The organism is Bradyrhizobium sp. sBnM-33, from assembly GCF_032917945.1.
GTDB lineage: Bacteria > Pseudomonadota > Alphaproteobacteria > Rhizobiales > Xanthobacteraceae > Bradyrhizobium.
The window spans coordinates 1,679,176-1,694,317 of record NZ_CP136624.1 but is presented as its reverse complement, the minus strand read 5'-3'; the positions used below and the strand labels follow the sequence as shown (position 1 = coordinate 1,694,317).

Annotated in this window: 15 protein-coding genes and 1 pseudogene; 5 read left to right on the top strand and 11 right to left on the bottom strand. The window is 60.8% G+C overall.

The window, feature by feature from the left end; translation table 11 throughout:
• Positions 1-29 precede the first annotated feature (29 nt).
• From ccoG to RX328_RS07950, 7 genes are all read right to left on the bottom strand, one after another.
• Entirely contained in the window at positions 30-1,493 is a 1,464-nt protein-coding gene (ccoG, locus tag RX328_RS07980; RefSeq protein WP_108521774.1) for a cytochrome c oxidase accessory protein CcoG, read from the bottom strand.
• Positions 1,494-1,571: 78 nt separating this feature from the next.
• On the bottom strand, positions 1,572-2,441 hold the full coding sequence (ccoP, locus tag RX328_RS07975) for a cytochrome-c oxidase, cbb3-type subunit III (RefSeq protein WP_213251450.1): 870 nt from the start codon (positions 2,439-2,441) through the stop codon (positions 1,572-1,574).
• 6 nt (positions 2,442-2,447) lie between these two features.
• Complete coding sequence (locus RX328_RS07970) at positions 2,448-2,612, bottom strand: cbb3-type cytochrome c oxidase subunit 3 (protein WP_057846728.1); 165 nt, start codon at positions 2,610-2,612, stop codon at positions 2,448-2,450.
• 11 nt (positions 2,613-2,623) lie between these two features.
• Positions 2,624-3,358 (bottom strand): cytochrome-c oxidase, cbb3-type subunit II, encoded by a 735-nt coding sequence (gene ccoO / locus RX328_RS07965; RefSeq protein ID WP_057854472.1) that lies wholly within the window; start codon positions 3,356-3,358, stop codon positions 2,624-2,626.
• An 11-nt stretch (positions 3,359-3,369) separates the two neighbouring features.
• Positions 3,370-4,992 (bottom strand): cytochrome-c oxidase, cbb3-type subunit I, encoded by a 1,623-nt coding sequence (gene ccoN / locus RX328_RS07960; protein ID WP_108521779.1) that lies wholly within the window; start codon positions 4,990-4,992, stop codon positions 3,370-3,372.
• 403 nt (positions 4,993-5,395) lie between these two features.
• Positions 5,396-6,115, bottom strand: coding sequence for a cyclic nucleotide-binding domain-containing protein (locus RX328_RS07955; protein WP_108521781.1), 720 nt, complete (start codon positions 6,113-6,115; stop codon positions 5,396-5,398).
• A gap of 1,271 nt (positions 6,116-7,386) precedes the next feature.
• A complete protein-coding gene (locus tag RX328_RS07950) occupies positions 7,387-7,827 on the bottom strand; it encodes an HPP family protein (protein ID WP_108521783.1) in 441 nt (146 codons plus the stop codon).
• Here RX328_RS07950 and RX328_RS07945 point away from each other — a divergent pair.
• From RX328_RS07945 to RX328_RS07925, 5 genes are all read left to right on the top strand, one after another.
• Positions 7,820-8,017, top strand: coding sequence for a hypothetical protein (locus RX328_RS07945; protein WP_213251449.1), 198 nt, complete (start codon positions 7,820-7,822; stop codon positions 8,015-8,017). The two genes, RX328_RS07950 and RX328_RS07945, sit on opposite strands and share 8 nt — an antisense overlap.
• A complete protein-coding gene (gene fixL, locus RX328_RS07940) occupies positions 8,014-9,549 on the top strand; it encodes a sensor protein FixL (protein WP_213251448.1) in 1,536 nt (511 codons plus the stop codon). The genes RX328_RS07945 and fixL overlap by 4 nt, the downstream gene beginning before the upstream one ends.
• The gene (fixJ, locus tag RX328_RS07935) at positions 9,539-10,156 is read left to right on the top strand and encodes a response regulator FixJ (protein ID WP_057854466.1); all 618 of its coding nucleotides are present in this window, start codon (positions 9,539-9,541) and stop codon (positions 10,154-10,156) included. Before fixL ends, fixJ begins: the two co-directional genes overlap by 11 nt.
• Before the next feature lie 85 nt (positions 10,157-10,241).
• Positions 10,242-10,637 carry a response regulator gene (locus tag RX328_RS07930; protein ID WP_213251447.1) on the top strand — a complete coding sequence of 132 codons (396 nt, stop codon included), beginning with the start codon at positions 10,242-10,244 and terminating at the stop codon, positions 10,635-10,637.
• A 118-nt stretch (positions 10,638-10,755) separates the two neighbouring features.
• A complete protein-coding gene (locus tag RX328_RS07925) occupies positions 10,756-11,445 on the top strand; it encodes a helix-turn-helix domain-containing protein (RefSeq protein ID WP_213251446.1) in 690 nt (229 codons plus the stop codon).
• A gap of 522 nt (positions 11,446-11,967) precedes the next feature.
• Here RX328_RS07925 and RX328_RS07920 read toward each other — a convergent pair.
• The 4 genes and pseudogenes from RX328_RS07920 to metE all read right to left on the bottom strand — a co-directional run bounded on the left by RX328_RS07920 (position 11,968) and on the right by metE (position 15,128).
• Positions 11,968-12,171, bottom strand: a complete 204-nt coding sequence (locus tag RX328_RS07920) for a cold-shock protein (RefSeq protein WP_213251445.1) — start codon at positions 12,169-12,171, stop codon at positions 11,968-11,970.
• A 104-nt stretch (positions 12,172-12,275) separates the two neighbouring features.
• Positions 12,276-12,377: a hypothetical protein gene (locus RX328_RS43295; RefSeq protein WP_410734052.1), complete on the bottom strand. Its 102-nt coding sequence runs from the start codon at positions 12,375-12,377 to the stop codon at positions 12,276-12,278.
• Positions 12,378-12,561: 184 nt separating this feature from the next.
• Complete coding sequence (locus RX328_RS07915) at positions 12,562-12,705, bottom strand: hypothetical protein (RefSeq protein ID WP_213251444.1); 144 nt, start codon at positions 12,703-12,705, stop codon at positions 12,562-12,564.
• A gap of 96 nt (positions 12,706-12,801) precedes the next feature.
• Positions 12,802-15,128 (bottom strand): annotated as a pseudogene (metE, locus tag RX328_RS07910) (5-methyltetrahydropteroyltriglutamate--homocysteine S-methyltransferase).
• Positions 15,129-15,142 lie beyond the last annotated feature (14 nt).

The following is a 15,142-nucleotide window of genomic DNA, read 5'->3' as shown; positions in this document are numbered from 1 at the left end:
GGCTCTGTTCACGACAGCTCCACTTGTTCTCATGGCGAGACGAAATTGTCGATCGCGGAAGCGACCTCGCCGAGACCGATATCGGTGATCCGGAATTTAGTCGGGATCGATTTTTCGGTATTCTTCTCCGACGGAGCAGTCACCAGCACACGCAATTCTGTGGTGCCGTCGCGCCCGAGCACGACCATTGGCCGGTCGGGCGTGATCGAATCGTCGCCCACTACGTGGAGAACGGCATCCTGCGGACCATCGACGTCGATCGTCACCACGCGGTCAAAACCGCGCTTGTTGAGCAAACGGACCGTGTAGGCGTTGCGGATCGAGCCGTCGCTAAGCTTCACCGCGACAGGGTTGCGATCGTGCAGCACGTTGATGTCGAGCAGCGAACGGGTGAGCAACGCATACAGCATGATCCCACCGACGAGTGCGATCAGCGCGGTGTAGATGATCGTGCGTGGCCGCACGATGCGGTAGATCGGCGGCTCGCCGGCCATCCGGCGCTGGATGTTAATGTCATTGTCGTAGCCGATCAGCCGAGTCGGCCCGCCGATCTTCTTCATCACGTTGTCGCATGCATCGATGCACAGGCCGCACTGGATGCAATCGATCTGCGGGCCATTGCGGATATCGATGCCGGTCGGGCAGGCCGCCACGCATTGATAGCAATCGACGCAGTCGCCGGCAGGCAGGCCGAGCGCCCGCAGCTCGTTCGCCTTCTTTACCGACATGCGCTTTTCGCCGCGGTCGTAGCGATAGGTGACGTTCAGCGCCCATTCGTCGGTCAGCGCCGCCTGGATACGCGGCCAGGGGCACATGTAGACGCAGACCTGCTCGCGCATGAAGCCGGCGAGCAGATAGGTCGTGGCGGTGAGGATCGCGATCCAGATATAGGCGATCGCCGGCGCCTGGAAGGTGACGAGCTCCTTCACCAGCGTCGGCGCGTCGGTGAAATAGAGCACCCATGCGCCGCCCGTCCACCAGGCGATCAAGAGCCAGATCGAATGCTTGAGCACGATTTCGGAGACGCGCCCGAGTTTTAGGGGATCGGCGGAAGCCGCCTTCCTCATGCGCTCGCGCCGGTCGCCCTCGATCAGGCGCTCGACCGCATAGAACAGGTCGGTCCAGACCGTTTGCGGGCACAGATAGCCGCACCAGATGCGGCCGCCGACCGAATTCATCAGGAATAGTGTGAGCGCGGCGATGATCAGGAGGCCGGTGAAGTAATAGACCTCCTGCGGCCACAGCTCGATGAAAAAGAAATAGAAGCGACTGTTCGGCAGATCGATCAGCACCGCCTGATCTGGGGCGCCAAGGCCGCGATTCCAGCGCACGAAGGGCAGCAAGTAGTAGACGCCCAGGCAGAACGCCATCAGGCCCCATTTGATCCGACGGAAGGTGCCAAAAACACTCTGCGGGTAGACGTTCTTGCGGGCCGCGTAAAGCGGCCCAACATCTTCGACTTGGTCGGGGTCTGTTTGGATGATTTTGTTCATGGGCCCGTGCTCTCTTAGTCTCCTCCCTCTCTGCCGGGTTGATCCAGCGCAAACCCAACGCCGCTTCCCTTTGCTCCGCTACTTGCCGCCGCCGAGCGTGTGGACGTAGACCGCCAGCGCCTTGATGGTGGACGGATCAAGCCGGCCCACCCACGCCGGCATCACGCCGGCCCGACCATTCGTGATGGTCTCACTCAGGGTCGCCTCGTCCGATCCGTAGAGCCAGATCTTGTCAGTGAGATTGGGCGCGCCGAGCTCCTGGTTGCCCTTGCCCGCCTCACCATGGCAGCTCGTGCAATTCTCGGCGAAAATTTTTGCGCCGGCGGCGACATCGTAACCCTGGCGCGTCGGCAAGCCCGAGAGCGAGCGCACATAGTTGGCGACCGTGCCAATCTCGTCCCGCTTCAAGATGCCATCCTTGCCGAAGGCGAGCATCGCGCCCTCATGGGTCTTGGTGTGACCCGAGCGCGCGCCGAATTGGATAGTCTGCACGATCTGGTCGAGCGAGCCGCCCCACAACCAGTCGTCGTCGTTCAGGTTGGGATAGCCTTTTGCGCCGGCGCCGCCCGAGCCGTGGCACGGCGCGCAGTTGTCGCCGAACGCGGCCTTGCCGCGGGCGCGCGCCAGCGTCAGCAGCGCCGGATCCTTTTCGATATCGGCGAGCGAAGCAGCACCCAGCGCAATCATCTTGTCGCCGCGGATCTTTTCCAGAATTGCAAGCTCGACGCCGACCGCGGCGCGCGTCGAATAGTTGAGCGCGCCCCTGGTGTAGCTCCACAGAAGCGGCCAGGCCGGGTACACGACCCAATAACCGATCGCCCACAGGATGCAGGCGTAGAAGGTGATCAGCCACCAGCGCGGCAGCGGTGTATTGAGTTCCTTGATGCCATCCCACTGGTGACCGGTGGTGGTCTTGCCGGAAACCTCGTCAAGTTCGCTTTCCGCCATGACCTCTCAGTCCTCCCGCAACGGCATCCGAGATGCCTGGTCGAAAACCGCCTGGTTCCGCGGCCAAAGCGCGTAGATCACGATCGCAATGAACAGGCCGACGAAGATCGGCGTCCACACACTGGTGACGAGGTCCGACGCGATGTTGTGAACGATCAAGATTGCTTTCATCGTCCTGCCTCTCAGCGAAGATTGGCTTTTTCGTTGTAGAGCTTGAAGTCGACCAGCGTGCCGAGCATCTGCAAATACGCGACCAGCGCATCCATCTCGGTCGGCGCACCGGCCTTGCTGTCGAAATTGCGGATCACAGCTTTTGGATACCGTTTCCCGAACGCGTCGGTGCCGACACTATCCGGATCGGCCTGCGCCTTCAGGTCGGCGACCGCGTTCTTGATTTGCTCGTCCGAATAGGGCACCCCAACGATGCGGCTGGCCTTCAGGTTGTCGGCGACAACAGCGGTGTCGACCTCGGTCTGGGCGAGGAACGGATAGCCCGGCATCACCGACTGCGGCACAATCGCGCGCGGATTGGTCAGGTGAGTGACGTGCCACTCATCTGAATACTTTGCGCCGACCCGCGCGAGATCCGGCCCAGTGCGCTTCGAGCCCCACTGGAATGGATGGTCGTACATGCTCTCGGCAGCGAGCGAGAAGTGGCCATAGCGCTCAATCTCATCGCGGAGCGGCCGGACCATCTGCGAGTGGCAGAGATAGCAGCCCTCGCGGACATAGATATTGCGGCCTGCCAGTTCGAGCGGTGTGTAGGGCCTGACGCCATCGACCACCTCGATCGTGCTTTTCAGGTAGAACAGCGGCGTGATCTCGACCAGGCCGCCGATCGCAATCACAACCAGAATGCCCGCGATCAGGATGATGGAATTCTTCTCGAAGATTTGATGGCGGGTCCAAAAGGACATCCGATCGCTCCTTATTCCGCCGCCTGCAACGCGAGCTCTGTGCCGACGTCCGCCTCGCTTGCCCGCACCGTCATCCAGAGATTGTAGGCCATGATCAGCGCGCCGATCAGGAACAGCGCGCCGCCGGCGGCACGGATGACGTAGAACGGGTGCATCGCTTCCACCGTCTCGATGAAGGAATATTCGAGGAAGCCGAGCGAGGTGTAGGCGCGCCACATCAGGCCCTGCAGGATTCCGGAGACCCACATCGCCGAGATGTAGAGCACGATGCCGATGGTCGAGATCCAGAAGTGCCAGTTGACGAGCTTCAGGCTGTACAGTTCCTTGCGGCCCCACAGCCAGGGCACCAGGCAATACAGCGCACCAAAGGAGACGAAGCCGACCCACCCCAACGCACCGGAGTGAACGTGGCCGATGGTCCAGTCCGTATAGTGACTCAGCGAGTTCACCACCTTGATCGACATCAGAGGACCTTCAAAGGTGGACATGCCGTAGAAGGCCACGGAAACCACCAGCATGCGCAGCACCGGATCGGTGCGCAGCTTGTCCCAGGCGCCCGACAGCGTCATCAGGCCGTTGATCATGCCGCCCCAGGATGGCATCCAGAGCATCACAGAAAAAGTCATACCGAGCGTCTGCGTCCAGTCCGGCAGCGCCGTGTAGTGCAGATGGTGCGGGCCGGCCCAGATGTAGAGGAAAATCAGCGACCAAAAGTGGATGATCGAGAGCCGATAGGAATAGACCGGGCGCTCCGCGCGCTTCGGGATGAAGTAGTACATGATGGCGAGGAAGCCGGCGGTCAGGAAGAAGCCGACCGCGTTGTGGCCGTACCACCACTGGAACATCGCATCCTGCACACCGGCCCAGGCGATGTAGGATTTCGAGCCGAGCAGTGACACCGGCAGCGCCAGGTTGTTGCCGAGATGCAGCACGGCGATGGTGACGATGAAGGCGAGATAGAACCAGTTGGCGACGAAGATGTGCGGCTCCTTGCGCTTCACCAGCGTCATCACGAACACGACGAGATAGACGACCCAGACGATCGTCAGCCACAGATCGGCGTACCATTCGGGCTCGGCATATTCCTTGGATTGCGTCACGCCAAGTAGATAGCCGGTGCCTGCGATCACAATGAAGAAGTTGTAGCCGAGCACGACGAACCAAGGCGCGAGATCGCCCACGAGCCGCGTCCGGCAGGTCCGCTGCACCACATAGAACGAGGTCGCGATCAGCACGTTGCCGCCGAAGGCGAAGATCACCGCCGAGGTGTGCAGCGGCCGGAGCCGGCCAAAACTGGTCCAAGGCAGATCGAGATTGAGCAAGGGCCATGCGAGCTGGGATGCGATCAAGAGCCCGACGGCGAAGCCGGCGATGCCCCAGAACATCGCCATGAAGGAGGCAAATTTGATCGGACCGAGATTATAGTTCGGCTTCCCGCTGATCTCCTCCGGCGGCAGCGACGCGGGGCGGTCGAGATACCGATTCATGATGGCGAAGGAGGCGACGCCGCTCGCCACTGCAGCGAGCGAAGCATGAAACGCGAACGGCGCGTCCAGCGCCTTGGCGGCTGCGAACGCGCAGACGAAGGCTGCCATCGCGAAGAATAGCATCAGCCCGGCTTCGCCGTGGGTCATCCATTTCGTGGATTGAGTTTGCTGCATGTGTGATTCTCTTTGCATGGGCGCCTGCCCCGTCAGCCCGGGTCTCGCTGTGTTGTCCTTGATTGAGATCAACCCGATCAGCTACCCCCACGACCGGCGGGCATTTTGCACCCGCTCCAGCGGCTGCCTGAAGGAATCAGAATGGACGACGCTTGCGCGCTCCCGGTGTTGCCTGATGCGACCTTGGTGATTGGACACTGGCCCAAGCAAGAGCAGCGGCGAAAATCACGAAGACCGAGATGACAGCTGCGGAAACCAAGAGCGCATCGGCGGGCATGACGACCTCCATTGAAGCTGATGCGAATATATCGCCGTTTCAACAGAGGCGTCTTTGATCTTGATCAAACTAGGACAAAAGAACCCAACGCGACGCGCTTCAACTTATGCCCGCAGACAAGGCTTCGGCGCGCGGGGTATCCAACAGGACGACGCCACTCGCAAAGGTTTGGATCACACCATCACGTTCGAGCTTCGAGAAGGTACGGCTCACCGTCTCGATGGTGAGCCCCAGATGATCCGCGATGTCCAGCCTTTTCATCGGCAGCGGCATAATTTCTCCACCACGTCCAATTCCACTCAGTCGGTCGCGCCAGCCGATCAGGAAGCTCGCTATCTTCTCTTCGGCGGAGCGCCGTCCGAGCAAGACCATATGTTCCTGTGCCCGGGCCAGCTCGCGGCCCGCCAATTCAATCATGCGGCGCAGCAACTGCGGCCGGTTCTCGGCGAATGTCGCGAACGACTCCTTGGAGAACTGACACAGCGTGACACGGCCGATCGCGTCAGCGGAGAATTCGTGGCGCGGCAAGCCGGGGAGCCCGAGGAAATCGCCTGGCAATGCAAAACCGACGATCTGCCGCCGGCTGTCCGGCAACAGCTTGTAGAGGCGCAGGGTACCCGCATGCACGCTGAAGAACGACGTTGCTATGTTTGCCTGTGCGAACACGGTGGCGCCTGATTCAAAACGAACATGCCGCGACAGCTGCGCCAATTCGCGCAATTCGGTCTTGTCGAGCGCTGCGCAGATGGCAAAGCCCCTCGCCGTGCAATCGTGACACAATCGACAACGCGTTCCTTCCCCCAAAACCGAAATCTTCACACGTCCCTCCGATTGCCGCCTGCAGGCGCCTCATGGGCGCGTTTCCCTGCCGGTCGATGCAGTGTAGCGTCCGTAGGGATGAGGTGTTGTTGATGCAGATCAATCGCCGGAGACGCCCTGAAGCTGCGTCGTTCCGCGCCCCGCGTAGGTCGTTAAGGGCGCGAGCTCGAGCTTGCCACTGAGATCCACGGCACCTCGCTTGACGCGCTCCAGATCGAGGCGCCCAGCTATCGCTGGTCTCGGGCCTGCTGCACCATCCCCTGAACGGACAGTCAGCCTGCTCGTACCGGTGGTCAGCATCATTATCAAGGCCTGACCAAGCCCGCAGCTAGCCAGCTCCCACTTAAGCTGCCTGTTGAACAGAGCAAGATCGCCACGAAGAAACCCTCCCTGAAGCCGATTCTTAAACCCTCCCTCCCTCCCATCGCAGTTATCGCAAGATCCGGCTGGAGCCTGCGCAACAGCCAGGTCGCCCCGAAGGCGGCGCGGGCACCGGCCATGTGATCGTTGCGCCGCTGGACGATGACTTCAGGATCGACGCCAATTCTGGCGGGCCCGCCGCGAAGCGTGCCGCTTCGCAAAATGCGGTCCTATGAGGAAAACGCCCTCGGCCAACTCGTTCGCCGTCAAGGAGGTGGCTGGGTGTTACACTATGATTCCTCACTCCGCCTGGCCCACGAAGTCCGATTCATTGCAAGGACGAGCGTTCGCTCCCGGCGAATATGTCTCGATCGGCGGTCTGATCGGGTCACCGCCCTGCGGGGTCCGCGAGGGAGCGGAAGGCGGCAGTGCCGTTCCACCTCACCAATCCGAATTGTGGAATATTGTGTTGGTTTGGACTGTCCGGATCAATCCAATCTCGGATTTCGTGTTGGAGTCACCAGCCGCGTGTGCGACTATCCTTTCGAGGCCATGCTGCCGATGGTGCCCAGTCACCCTGGCGTTGTACTGGCTGATCGACCGCGCAGCACCTCTTGGGAGAAACGACCGATCAAGACATGCCTGGCGAGCACCCGATTCGCGCTCATCGAAGTGCTGCGAACGTTTGGCTGCGTTGCTCGAAATCGACTGAACTCTGGCCCCCGGAGAGGGAAGGCCGCTATAGAACCCACACGAACCAATGCTCTACCAGACATCGCAGTTCAACACGACAATCCAGATGGCCCACATTCGCCGCCGGGTTACTTCGGAGGATGGCGCGCCCGATCCGAACGAGCCGCTCAACTCATTGACCCTCAAGCGACTGCTGGTCATACGCGGCACTGCTGCGATCAGACTCGGTCAGCGTCCGCCGTGGCGCAATCCTGCAGCGCCCGCATCACGTCCTTCCGCGAAATAATGCCGGCAAGCCGCTGCTCGCTGTCGAGCACTGGCATGCTGCGGAGTCGGTGGTTGACCATCAGCTCCAGCACGCGGGTCAGCCTGGTTTCGGGAGCGACATAAATGAATTCCGCTGTCATTAGATCAACGGCAGTCCGCTGCATCAGGTCGCGGTAGCGCGGGATGATGCGCGCCGGCGTGAAAACGAAGCAGGACAGGTAGTCAAACTTGGAGATGACGCCGACCACCTGCGATCCGTCCATGACCGGATAGGCATTGAAATCTTGCTTCTCGAAGAGATCGCCGAGTTCGCACATCGTCATATCGCGCGCAACCGTCCTAGGCTCGCGCGTCATGTAATCGGCAACCGTCTGCTCGAGAAACTTGTACAAGGCGAAATCCTCGCTGTCGACGGCGCCACTTCAAGCACGCGGGGCGGCCGCGCATATTGAGCGAGGTCAAACGGATGAAATCAGCGCGATCGCACATATTTTCTCGCCCTTGAGTGCGGCCGGGCATTCGGCCCATAATCGGGAAAATCTCAATCGAATCCGCGCTCCGGAATTGGAAAAGGACAATTGAGCGGCATAGCCCCCTTCCCGTGTGACGACGGCAGCCACGATCAGCGCTTTCGGCTGGGTGCCGAGGGCGCTGGCGTCGGCGGCTGGGATATCGATCTGTCCACCAGGGAGTTGTTCTGGTCGAATATCGCGCGAAAACTGTTCGGCGTTTCCAATGCCGCTGCGGTCAGCTACGACCTGTTCCTTTGGCTGCTCGAGCCTGAGGACCGCGAGCGAACCGAGCAGGCGATCTCCCGTTCACGCGAGACCGGCGCCTCGTTTGACCTCTCCTACCGGCTAAGACACGAGGACGGCGGCAGCCATTGGGTCCGCGCCCGCGGCAGCGTCATCAGGAACAAGGATGGCATTCCGTCCCACCTTTCCGGCGTCGTGCTCGACCTCGAGGAGGAGAAGCGGCTCGAGGAGGACCTGCGCACGCGCGAACGGCACCTGCAGTTGATACTGGAGACCATCCCGGACGCGATGATCGTCATCGACAGCCGCGGCATCATGCAGTTCTTCTCGAGCGCGGCGGAACGCCAGTTCGGCTACGTCCAGAGCGAGGCAATCGGGCAGAATGTCAGCATCCTGATGCCCGAGCCCGACCGTTCACGCCATGACGGCTATATGGCGCGATACGTCGCCACCGGCGAACGGCACATCATCGGCATCGGCCGCATCGTCACCGGTCAGCGCAAGGACGGCACCACCTTCCCGATGCACCTGTCGATCGGCGAGATGCAATCCGGCGGCATGCCCTATTTTACCGGCTTCGTCCGCGACCTCACCGAGCATCAGCAGACCCAGGCGCGGCTGCAGGAATTGCAGTCCGAGCTCGTCCACATGTCACGGCTGAGCGCGATGGGAGAGATGGGTTCTGCATTGGCACATGAGCTTAACCAGCCGCTTGCTGCCATCAGCAACTACGTGAAGGGCTCGCGCCGGCTGCTTGCCGCGAGCCCCGATCCGAATCGCGCTAGAATCGAGAACGCGATGGATCGCGCCGCGGAACAGGCGATCCGCGCCGGGCAGATCATCCGGCGGCTGCGCGATTTCGTCGCCCGCGGCGAATCCGAAAAGCGCGTCGAGAGCCTTTCGAAGATGATCGAAGAAGCCGGCGCGCTTGGCCTAGCCGGTGCGCGCGAACAGGACGTGCGGATCCGCTTCAGCCTGGACCCGCAGCATGACCATGTCCTGGTCGACCGCGTCCAGATCCAGCAGGTGCTGGTCAATCTGTTCCGCAACGCGCTGGAAGCCATGGCCCAGTCCGCACGGCGCGAGCTCATCGTCTCTAACCGGCCGATCGACGGGGACATGACCGAAGTCTCGGTGTTCGACACCGGTCACGGATTCCCCGAAGATGTGGAGAGGCACCTGTTCCAGACCTTCTTTACGACCAAAGAAACCGGCATGGGGGTCGGGCTGTCGATCAGCCGCTCCATCATCGAGGCCCATGGCGGCAGGATGTGGGCCGAATCCGATCACGCAGGCGGCACGACGTTTCGCTTCACCCTGCCGGCGGCACCCAACGAGAGTTTGACAGATGGCAACTAGAGGAAATGTCTACGTCATCGACGATGATGAGGCGATGCGTGACTCGCTGCACTTCTTGCTCGATTCCGCGGATTTTGAGGTCAGTCTGTTCGAGACGGCGCAGAAATTCCTCGATCACCTTTCCACCATCGAATTCGGCTGTGTAGTCTCGGACGTCCGCATGCCCGGCATCGATGGCGTCGAGTTGCTAAAGCGCCTCAAGGTGAGCCGCGCCTCCTTGGCCGTCATCATCGTGACCGGCCATGGCGACGTCCCCCTCGCCGTCGAGGCGATGAAACTCGGTGCGGTCGATTTCCTGGAGAAGCCGTTCGAGGATGACCGCCTGGTCGCGATGATCGACGCCGCGCTCCGGCAGGCTGAAGCCGGCGCCCGCGACGAGGCAATGACGCAGGACATCGCCGCGCGGGTCGCCTCGCTGAGCCCGCGCGAGCGGCAGGTGATGGAGGGATTGGTGGCTGGCCTATCCAATAAGATGATCGCAGGCGACTACAATATCAGCCCGCGCACCATCGAGGTCTACCGAGCCAACGTGATGACCAAGATGCAGGCTTCGAGTCTTTCGGAACTCGTCCGCCTCGCCATGCGAGCCGGGGCGCTTAAAGATTGAGCTGAATCAAGTCGGGCCCGCTGGAAGGCCTTATGGATGCTCTGATCGACCGCATGGCTGATCAGAAAGCCGCATAAAGCCTGTGATGCCCTCACCTAACAGAACGCCCCTTGTCTACGTCGTCGATGATGACACCGATGTGCTCGGATCGCTGCGCTTTCTCCTGGAAACCGACGGTTTTTGTGTCCGCACTTTCCGCAGCGGCGAGGCGCTCCTGAACGCCATGACTATGGGCGGCGCCGATTGCTTCGTGATCGACTACAAGATGCCGGGCATGAGCGGCATCGACCTTGCCAGTCTCTTGCGCCGGCGCGATATCGATACGCCGATCATCCTGATCACCGGTCACCCCGACTCGTCCATTCCGGCCAAAGCAGCAGGCGCCGGTATTCGCCATGTGCTGGTCAAGCCGCATGTCGAGGACAGCCTTTCCTCCCATATCTGGGACGCGATCAACACGGAGCGGCCCTCGGCGTCCTGAAAACCGGCACACAGCTCCGGGATTCTACTTAAGGCATTGCCCCTAAGGCATGAAGCGAAATTTCCCAGCCGTTTTGTTCCACTTACCAATTCGCCATCCGCTGCACAGGAGATGGCTCATGCTCACACGATCGATCGCCCCGTCCCTCAACGTCAACCGAGCCGCTCCCGGCGCGTTTGGGCCTGTCGAACCGTTTTTCGGCCTCACAGGCCATGCTGGCCTGATCGCCACGGAGTTCACCTACCGCAAGGACGAGGAAATCTACGGTGAGGACGAGCCGGCGGAGTATGTTTACCAGGTCGTTCGCGGCGCGATGCGCACCTACAAGCTGCTGTCCGACGGACGTCGTCAAATCGGCGCGTTCCATTTGCCTGGCGACGTGTTCGGGCTAGAGTCTGGCACCAAGCACCGCCTGGCCGCCGAAGCCATCATCGACAGCACCGTGCGCCTGGTGAAGCGCCGCAGCCTCGAACATGCGGCCGGCACCGACGTCCGGGTCGCCCACAAGCTCTGGACCATAACGGCTGATGACCTCAAGCGCGCCGAGGAGCACATCCTGCTGCTTGGTCGCAAAAGCGCGATGGAACGAGTCGCCAACTTCCTCCTGGAGATGGATCGCCGCCTTACGGTGGCCGGCACGATGGCGCTCCCGATGTGCCGCCGCGACATCGGCGATTATCTCGGGCTTACGCTGGAAACGGTGTCACGTGCCCTGTCGCAATTGAACGACGAAGGCGTGCTGGGCTTTTCCGGTGCCCGCCAGATCGTGCTGCGCAACCACCAGCGCCTGCGCAACATGGATATCTGATCGGCCTCATATGGCGAAGCCAAGTCGAGCGAATTCAGGTTGGCCGATGTGAATAAGCAGTCGCTCCAACCTGAAGCGTTCCGGCGTGTTGACAAAGATCCAGTGATGCCGGGCGTGAGGCCAAAACAATGCGCAGGCTATAGATGTCTCCAAACGAAAGTTTCGCGAGATGCATGGCGTTCCCGATTGGACGTTGCATCCGACCGGGTCGAGGTAACGGGAGCGCAGCCGACGGGAGATCGCAATTGAACGCGATCGCCGCCTCGCGTCCGCCCGCTTGGTCCGCGAGCAGGGGCTTGATGTTGCACCGCCTGCCGAGACCTGGCCACTTACCTTGCGAGGTAACCGCTAATGCCTGTCCGAAAATATAAGGACTTGCTCGGTCCTAATGAAAAGGCGTGATTGCGGGGCGACTGGGATTGCGGGTTCATGGAGTGGGAGAAGCTAGAGGCGCTTTGGAACGCCGGTGATAAGAAAGCCTTCGTATGGTGGCCGGGAATGACTCTGCCCAAGTCTCTATGATCAACCGATCACGACCTTTTCGGCTCGACTACGTCCGGTCCTGCGGTCTACACCGATTTCATAGCTGACGCGGTCTCCTTGCTTGGGCGTTACACCGGGCAACAAGCTGCTCACGTGGAAGAATAGGTCCTCACCGCCAGTATCAGGCGCTATAAAGCCGAACCCCTTATCGTCCTTAAACAGCTTCACCTTGCCTTTGGGCATGTTCTTCTCTCCGAATCACATAAATTAACGGCGTATCAGATCATTAAACTCGACAGACCTGCTCGCCTCAAGTGATTTGCGGAATTAGGATTAGCTTTAGTGCGTCAACTCCGCCGCGTTGAGCCGTGGTAGCAGCAATGCAGCCGACAGTTTCTGAGACGCCTTTCGACAATGGCACCCGCCGGATAGGCGCAGCGATCTTCCAGCGCGAACAGATCGCCCTGTCTCAGGCGAACGACGACGGTTCGCTCGCGAGACGAGGAGCAAAAGCGTTCTCCGGCCTGATCTCACGCGACCAGGCAAGAGCATGCCAGTCCGGATGCGCATCGCCCGTTCGCAAATCGACCGACACTTCGCCGGTTCCGGTTCCCAAAGTCTGCAACACTCGACTCAACAAACCCCACCGAGATGGATCGAGAGATTTCGTCCGGCGCCCTCGTTCACCTCGATCGTTTGGGCGTTGCTTCCGACAAACTCCAGGATCGTTTTCTCGCCATCACGCCCATCTCCTCGACAAGCGAGAAATTCACGCAACAGGGCTCCTCCTTTCCAAAGCGGGTGCATTTGATCCAGAAACGCATCGGCGCTCCCTGTGAAAAAAGACGCCGGACATCGGCGATTGCCTCGGGATCAGGACGCCGCCCGCAATTCACGGGCAGCGGCGACCATATTGATGAGCGCGGGACGCACCTCATCCCATCGGCGCGTTTTAAGGCCGCAATCTGGATTGATCGAGAGCTGCGCATCGGAAAGCCGCTGCCGCGCCAGCGCAATGAGCTTCTTCATCTCGGCCGCGTCCGGCACGCGCGGCGAATGGATGTCGTAAACGCCGGGTCCGATCTCGTTCGGATATTTGTAGCTCTTGAAGGCGTCAAGCAGTTGCATCTTTGACCGCGACGTCTCGATCGAGATGACGTCGGCATCCATTGCCGCGATCGCGTCGATGATGTCGTTGAACTCGGAATAACACATATGGGTGTGGATCTGGGTCTCGTCGGCCACGCCCGACGAGCAAATGCGGAAGCTGTCTACGGCCCAGCCGAGGTAGGTCTTCCATTGTGACTTGCGCAGCGGCAATCCTTCTCGGAGCGCAGCCTCGTCAATCTGGATCATCATCGCGCCGGACCTCTCGAGGTCGATCACCTCGTCACGGATCGCTAGCGCGATCTGACGGCATGCTTCGCTCCGTGGAATATCATCACGGACGAACGACCAGTTCAGGATCGTCACCGGTCCTGTCACCATCGCCTTCAGTGGCTTCTTGGTCAGCGATTGCGCGTAGCGCCACCACTCCACCGCCATCGGCTTCGGCCGGGAGACATCACCAAAAAGGATGGGCGGCCGGACACAACGCGAGCCGTAGGACTGAACCCAACCATGCTTGGTGAATGCGAAGCCGGACAGCTGCTCGCCGAAATACTGCACCATGTCATTGCGCTCGAACTCGCCATGCACGAGAACGTCGAGACCGATGTCTTCCTGCCAGCGCACCGCGCGTGCCGTCTCCTCTTTGAGAAACTGCTCGTGTTGTGCGTCGCTCATCGTTCCCCGCGCATGGGCCGCGCGGCCTTTGCGAACTTCCGCCGTCTGCGGGAACGATCCGATCGTCGTCGTGGGAAATGTCGGCAATCCGAACCGCGCGCGCTGAACCTCGGCGCGCCGGGCGAAAGAACTGCGACGACGCCGCATGCCGTCATCGATTGCAGCCATTCGCTTGGCGACGTTCGCATTGTGAACGTTGGGCGACGTTTCGCGCGTGACGGCCGCGCCTTCTGAGGCCGCAAGTACATCCGCCGCTTCCTCCCAGCCTTTAGCCAGCACGCGTCCCAACGTTGCGAGTTCTCCGATCTTCTGGACGGAGAAAGCAAGCCAGCTTTTCACATCGGGATCGAGATCGGTCTCGAGATCGAGGTCGATCGGACATGAAGCAGCGAGCATGAGGGTGCAATCTGCACGCGGTCCTCGCCAAGCTTTGCGACGGCAGGTTCGAGCCGGTCGAGCACCGCTGGAAGGTTCGAACGCCAGACATTGCGGCCATCGACGACGCCGAGAGAGAGGACAATATCCCTTCGAGCGTCGGCGACAATCGGGCTCAACTGCTCTGGGGCGCGGACCAGGTCGATGTGAAGGCCCGCAACCGGCAACGTCAAAGCGGTTTCCAGGTTGTCGCCGATCGTTCCAAAATAGGTAGCGAGCATGATCTTGAGGTCGGGAACCTTCTTGGCCAGGTGGGCGTAGGTCCGGCGCAGCGCGTCGCGTGTAGCGTCGTCGAGGTCCAGGACCAGACATGGCTCGTCCAGCTACACCCACTCGGCGCCCCTTAGGGTGAGTTCGCGGAGAACATCTACATAGACCGGCAGCAGCCTATCGAGGAGCAACAGCGGATCGAATGCAGGATCTGCGCTCTTGCCGAGCTTCAGAAAGGTGACCGGACCAACCAGCACCGGGCGCGTCTGACAACCCAGGCTTTTCGCCTCTTCATACTCCTCGATCGGCTTGCGAGAGAAAAGCGTGAAGGTCTGGTCCTTGTGAAATTCCGGCAGCATGTAGTGATAATTAGTGTCGAACCATTTGGTCATCTCCTGCGCTGCGGCGCCGTGCTCGGCGTGACCGCAATTCGCATCATGGTCATCGCGCCGTGCGCCCCGTGCCATCGCAAAGTAGGTCTTGAGCGAAACAGGGCCTGCGCTCCAACCGTAAATTTCCGGAATGGCACCGACCATCACGCTGGTATCGAGCGCATGGTCATAAAGCGAGAAGTCGTTTGAAGGAATAACGGTTACGCCGAGCGATTTCTGCCGCGCCCAGTTGGCGGCGCGAAGCGCAGCCGCAGCCTCAAGAAGCTGCGTTTCGTCAGACTTTCCGGCCCAATAGCTCTCGAGCGCGAGTTTGAGTTCGCGGCGGGGACCGATGCGCGGCGTGCCGAGGGTAGCGACAGGAATCGAGAGAAGAGACATAGCTTCAACCCTAT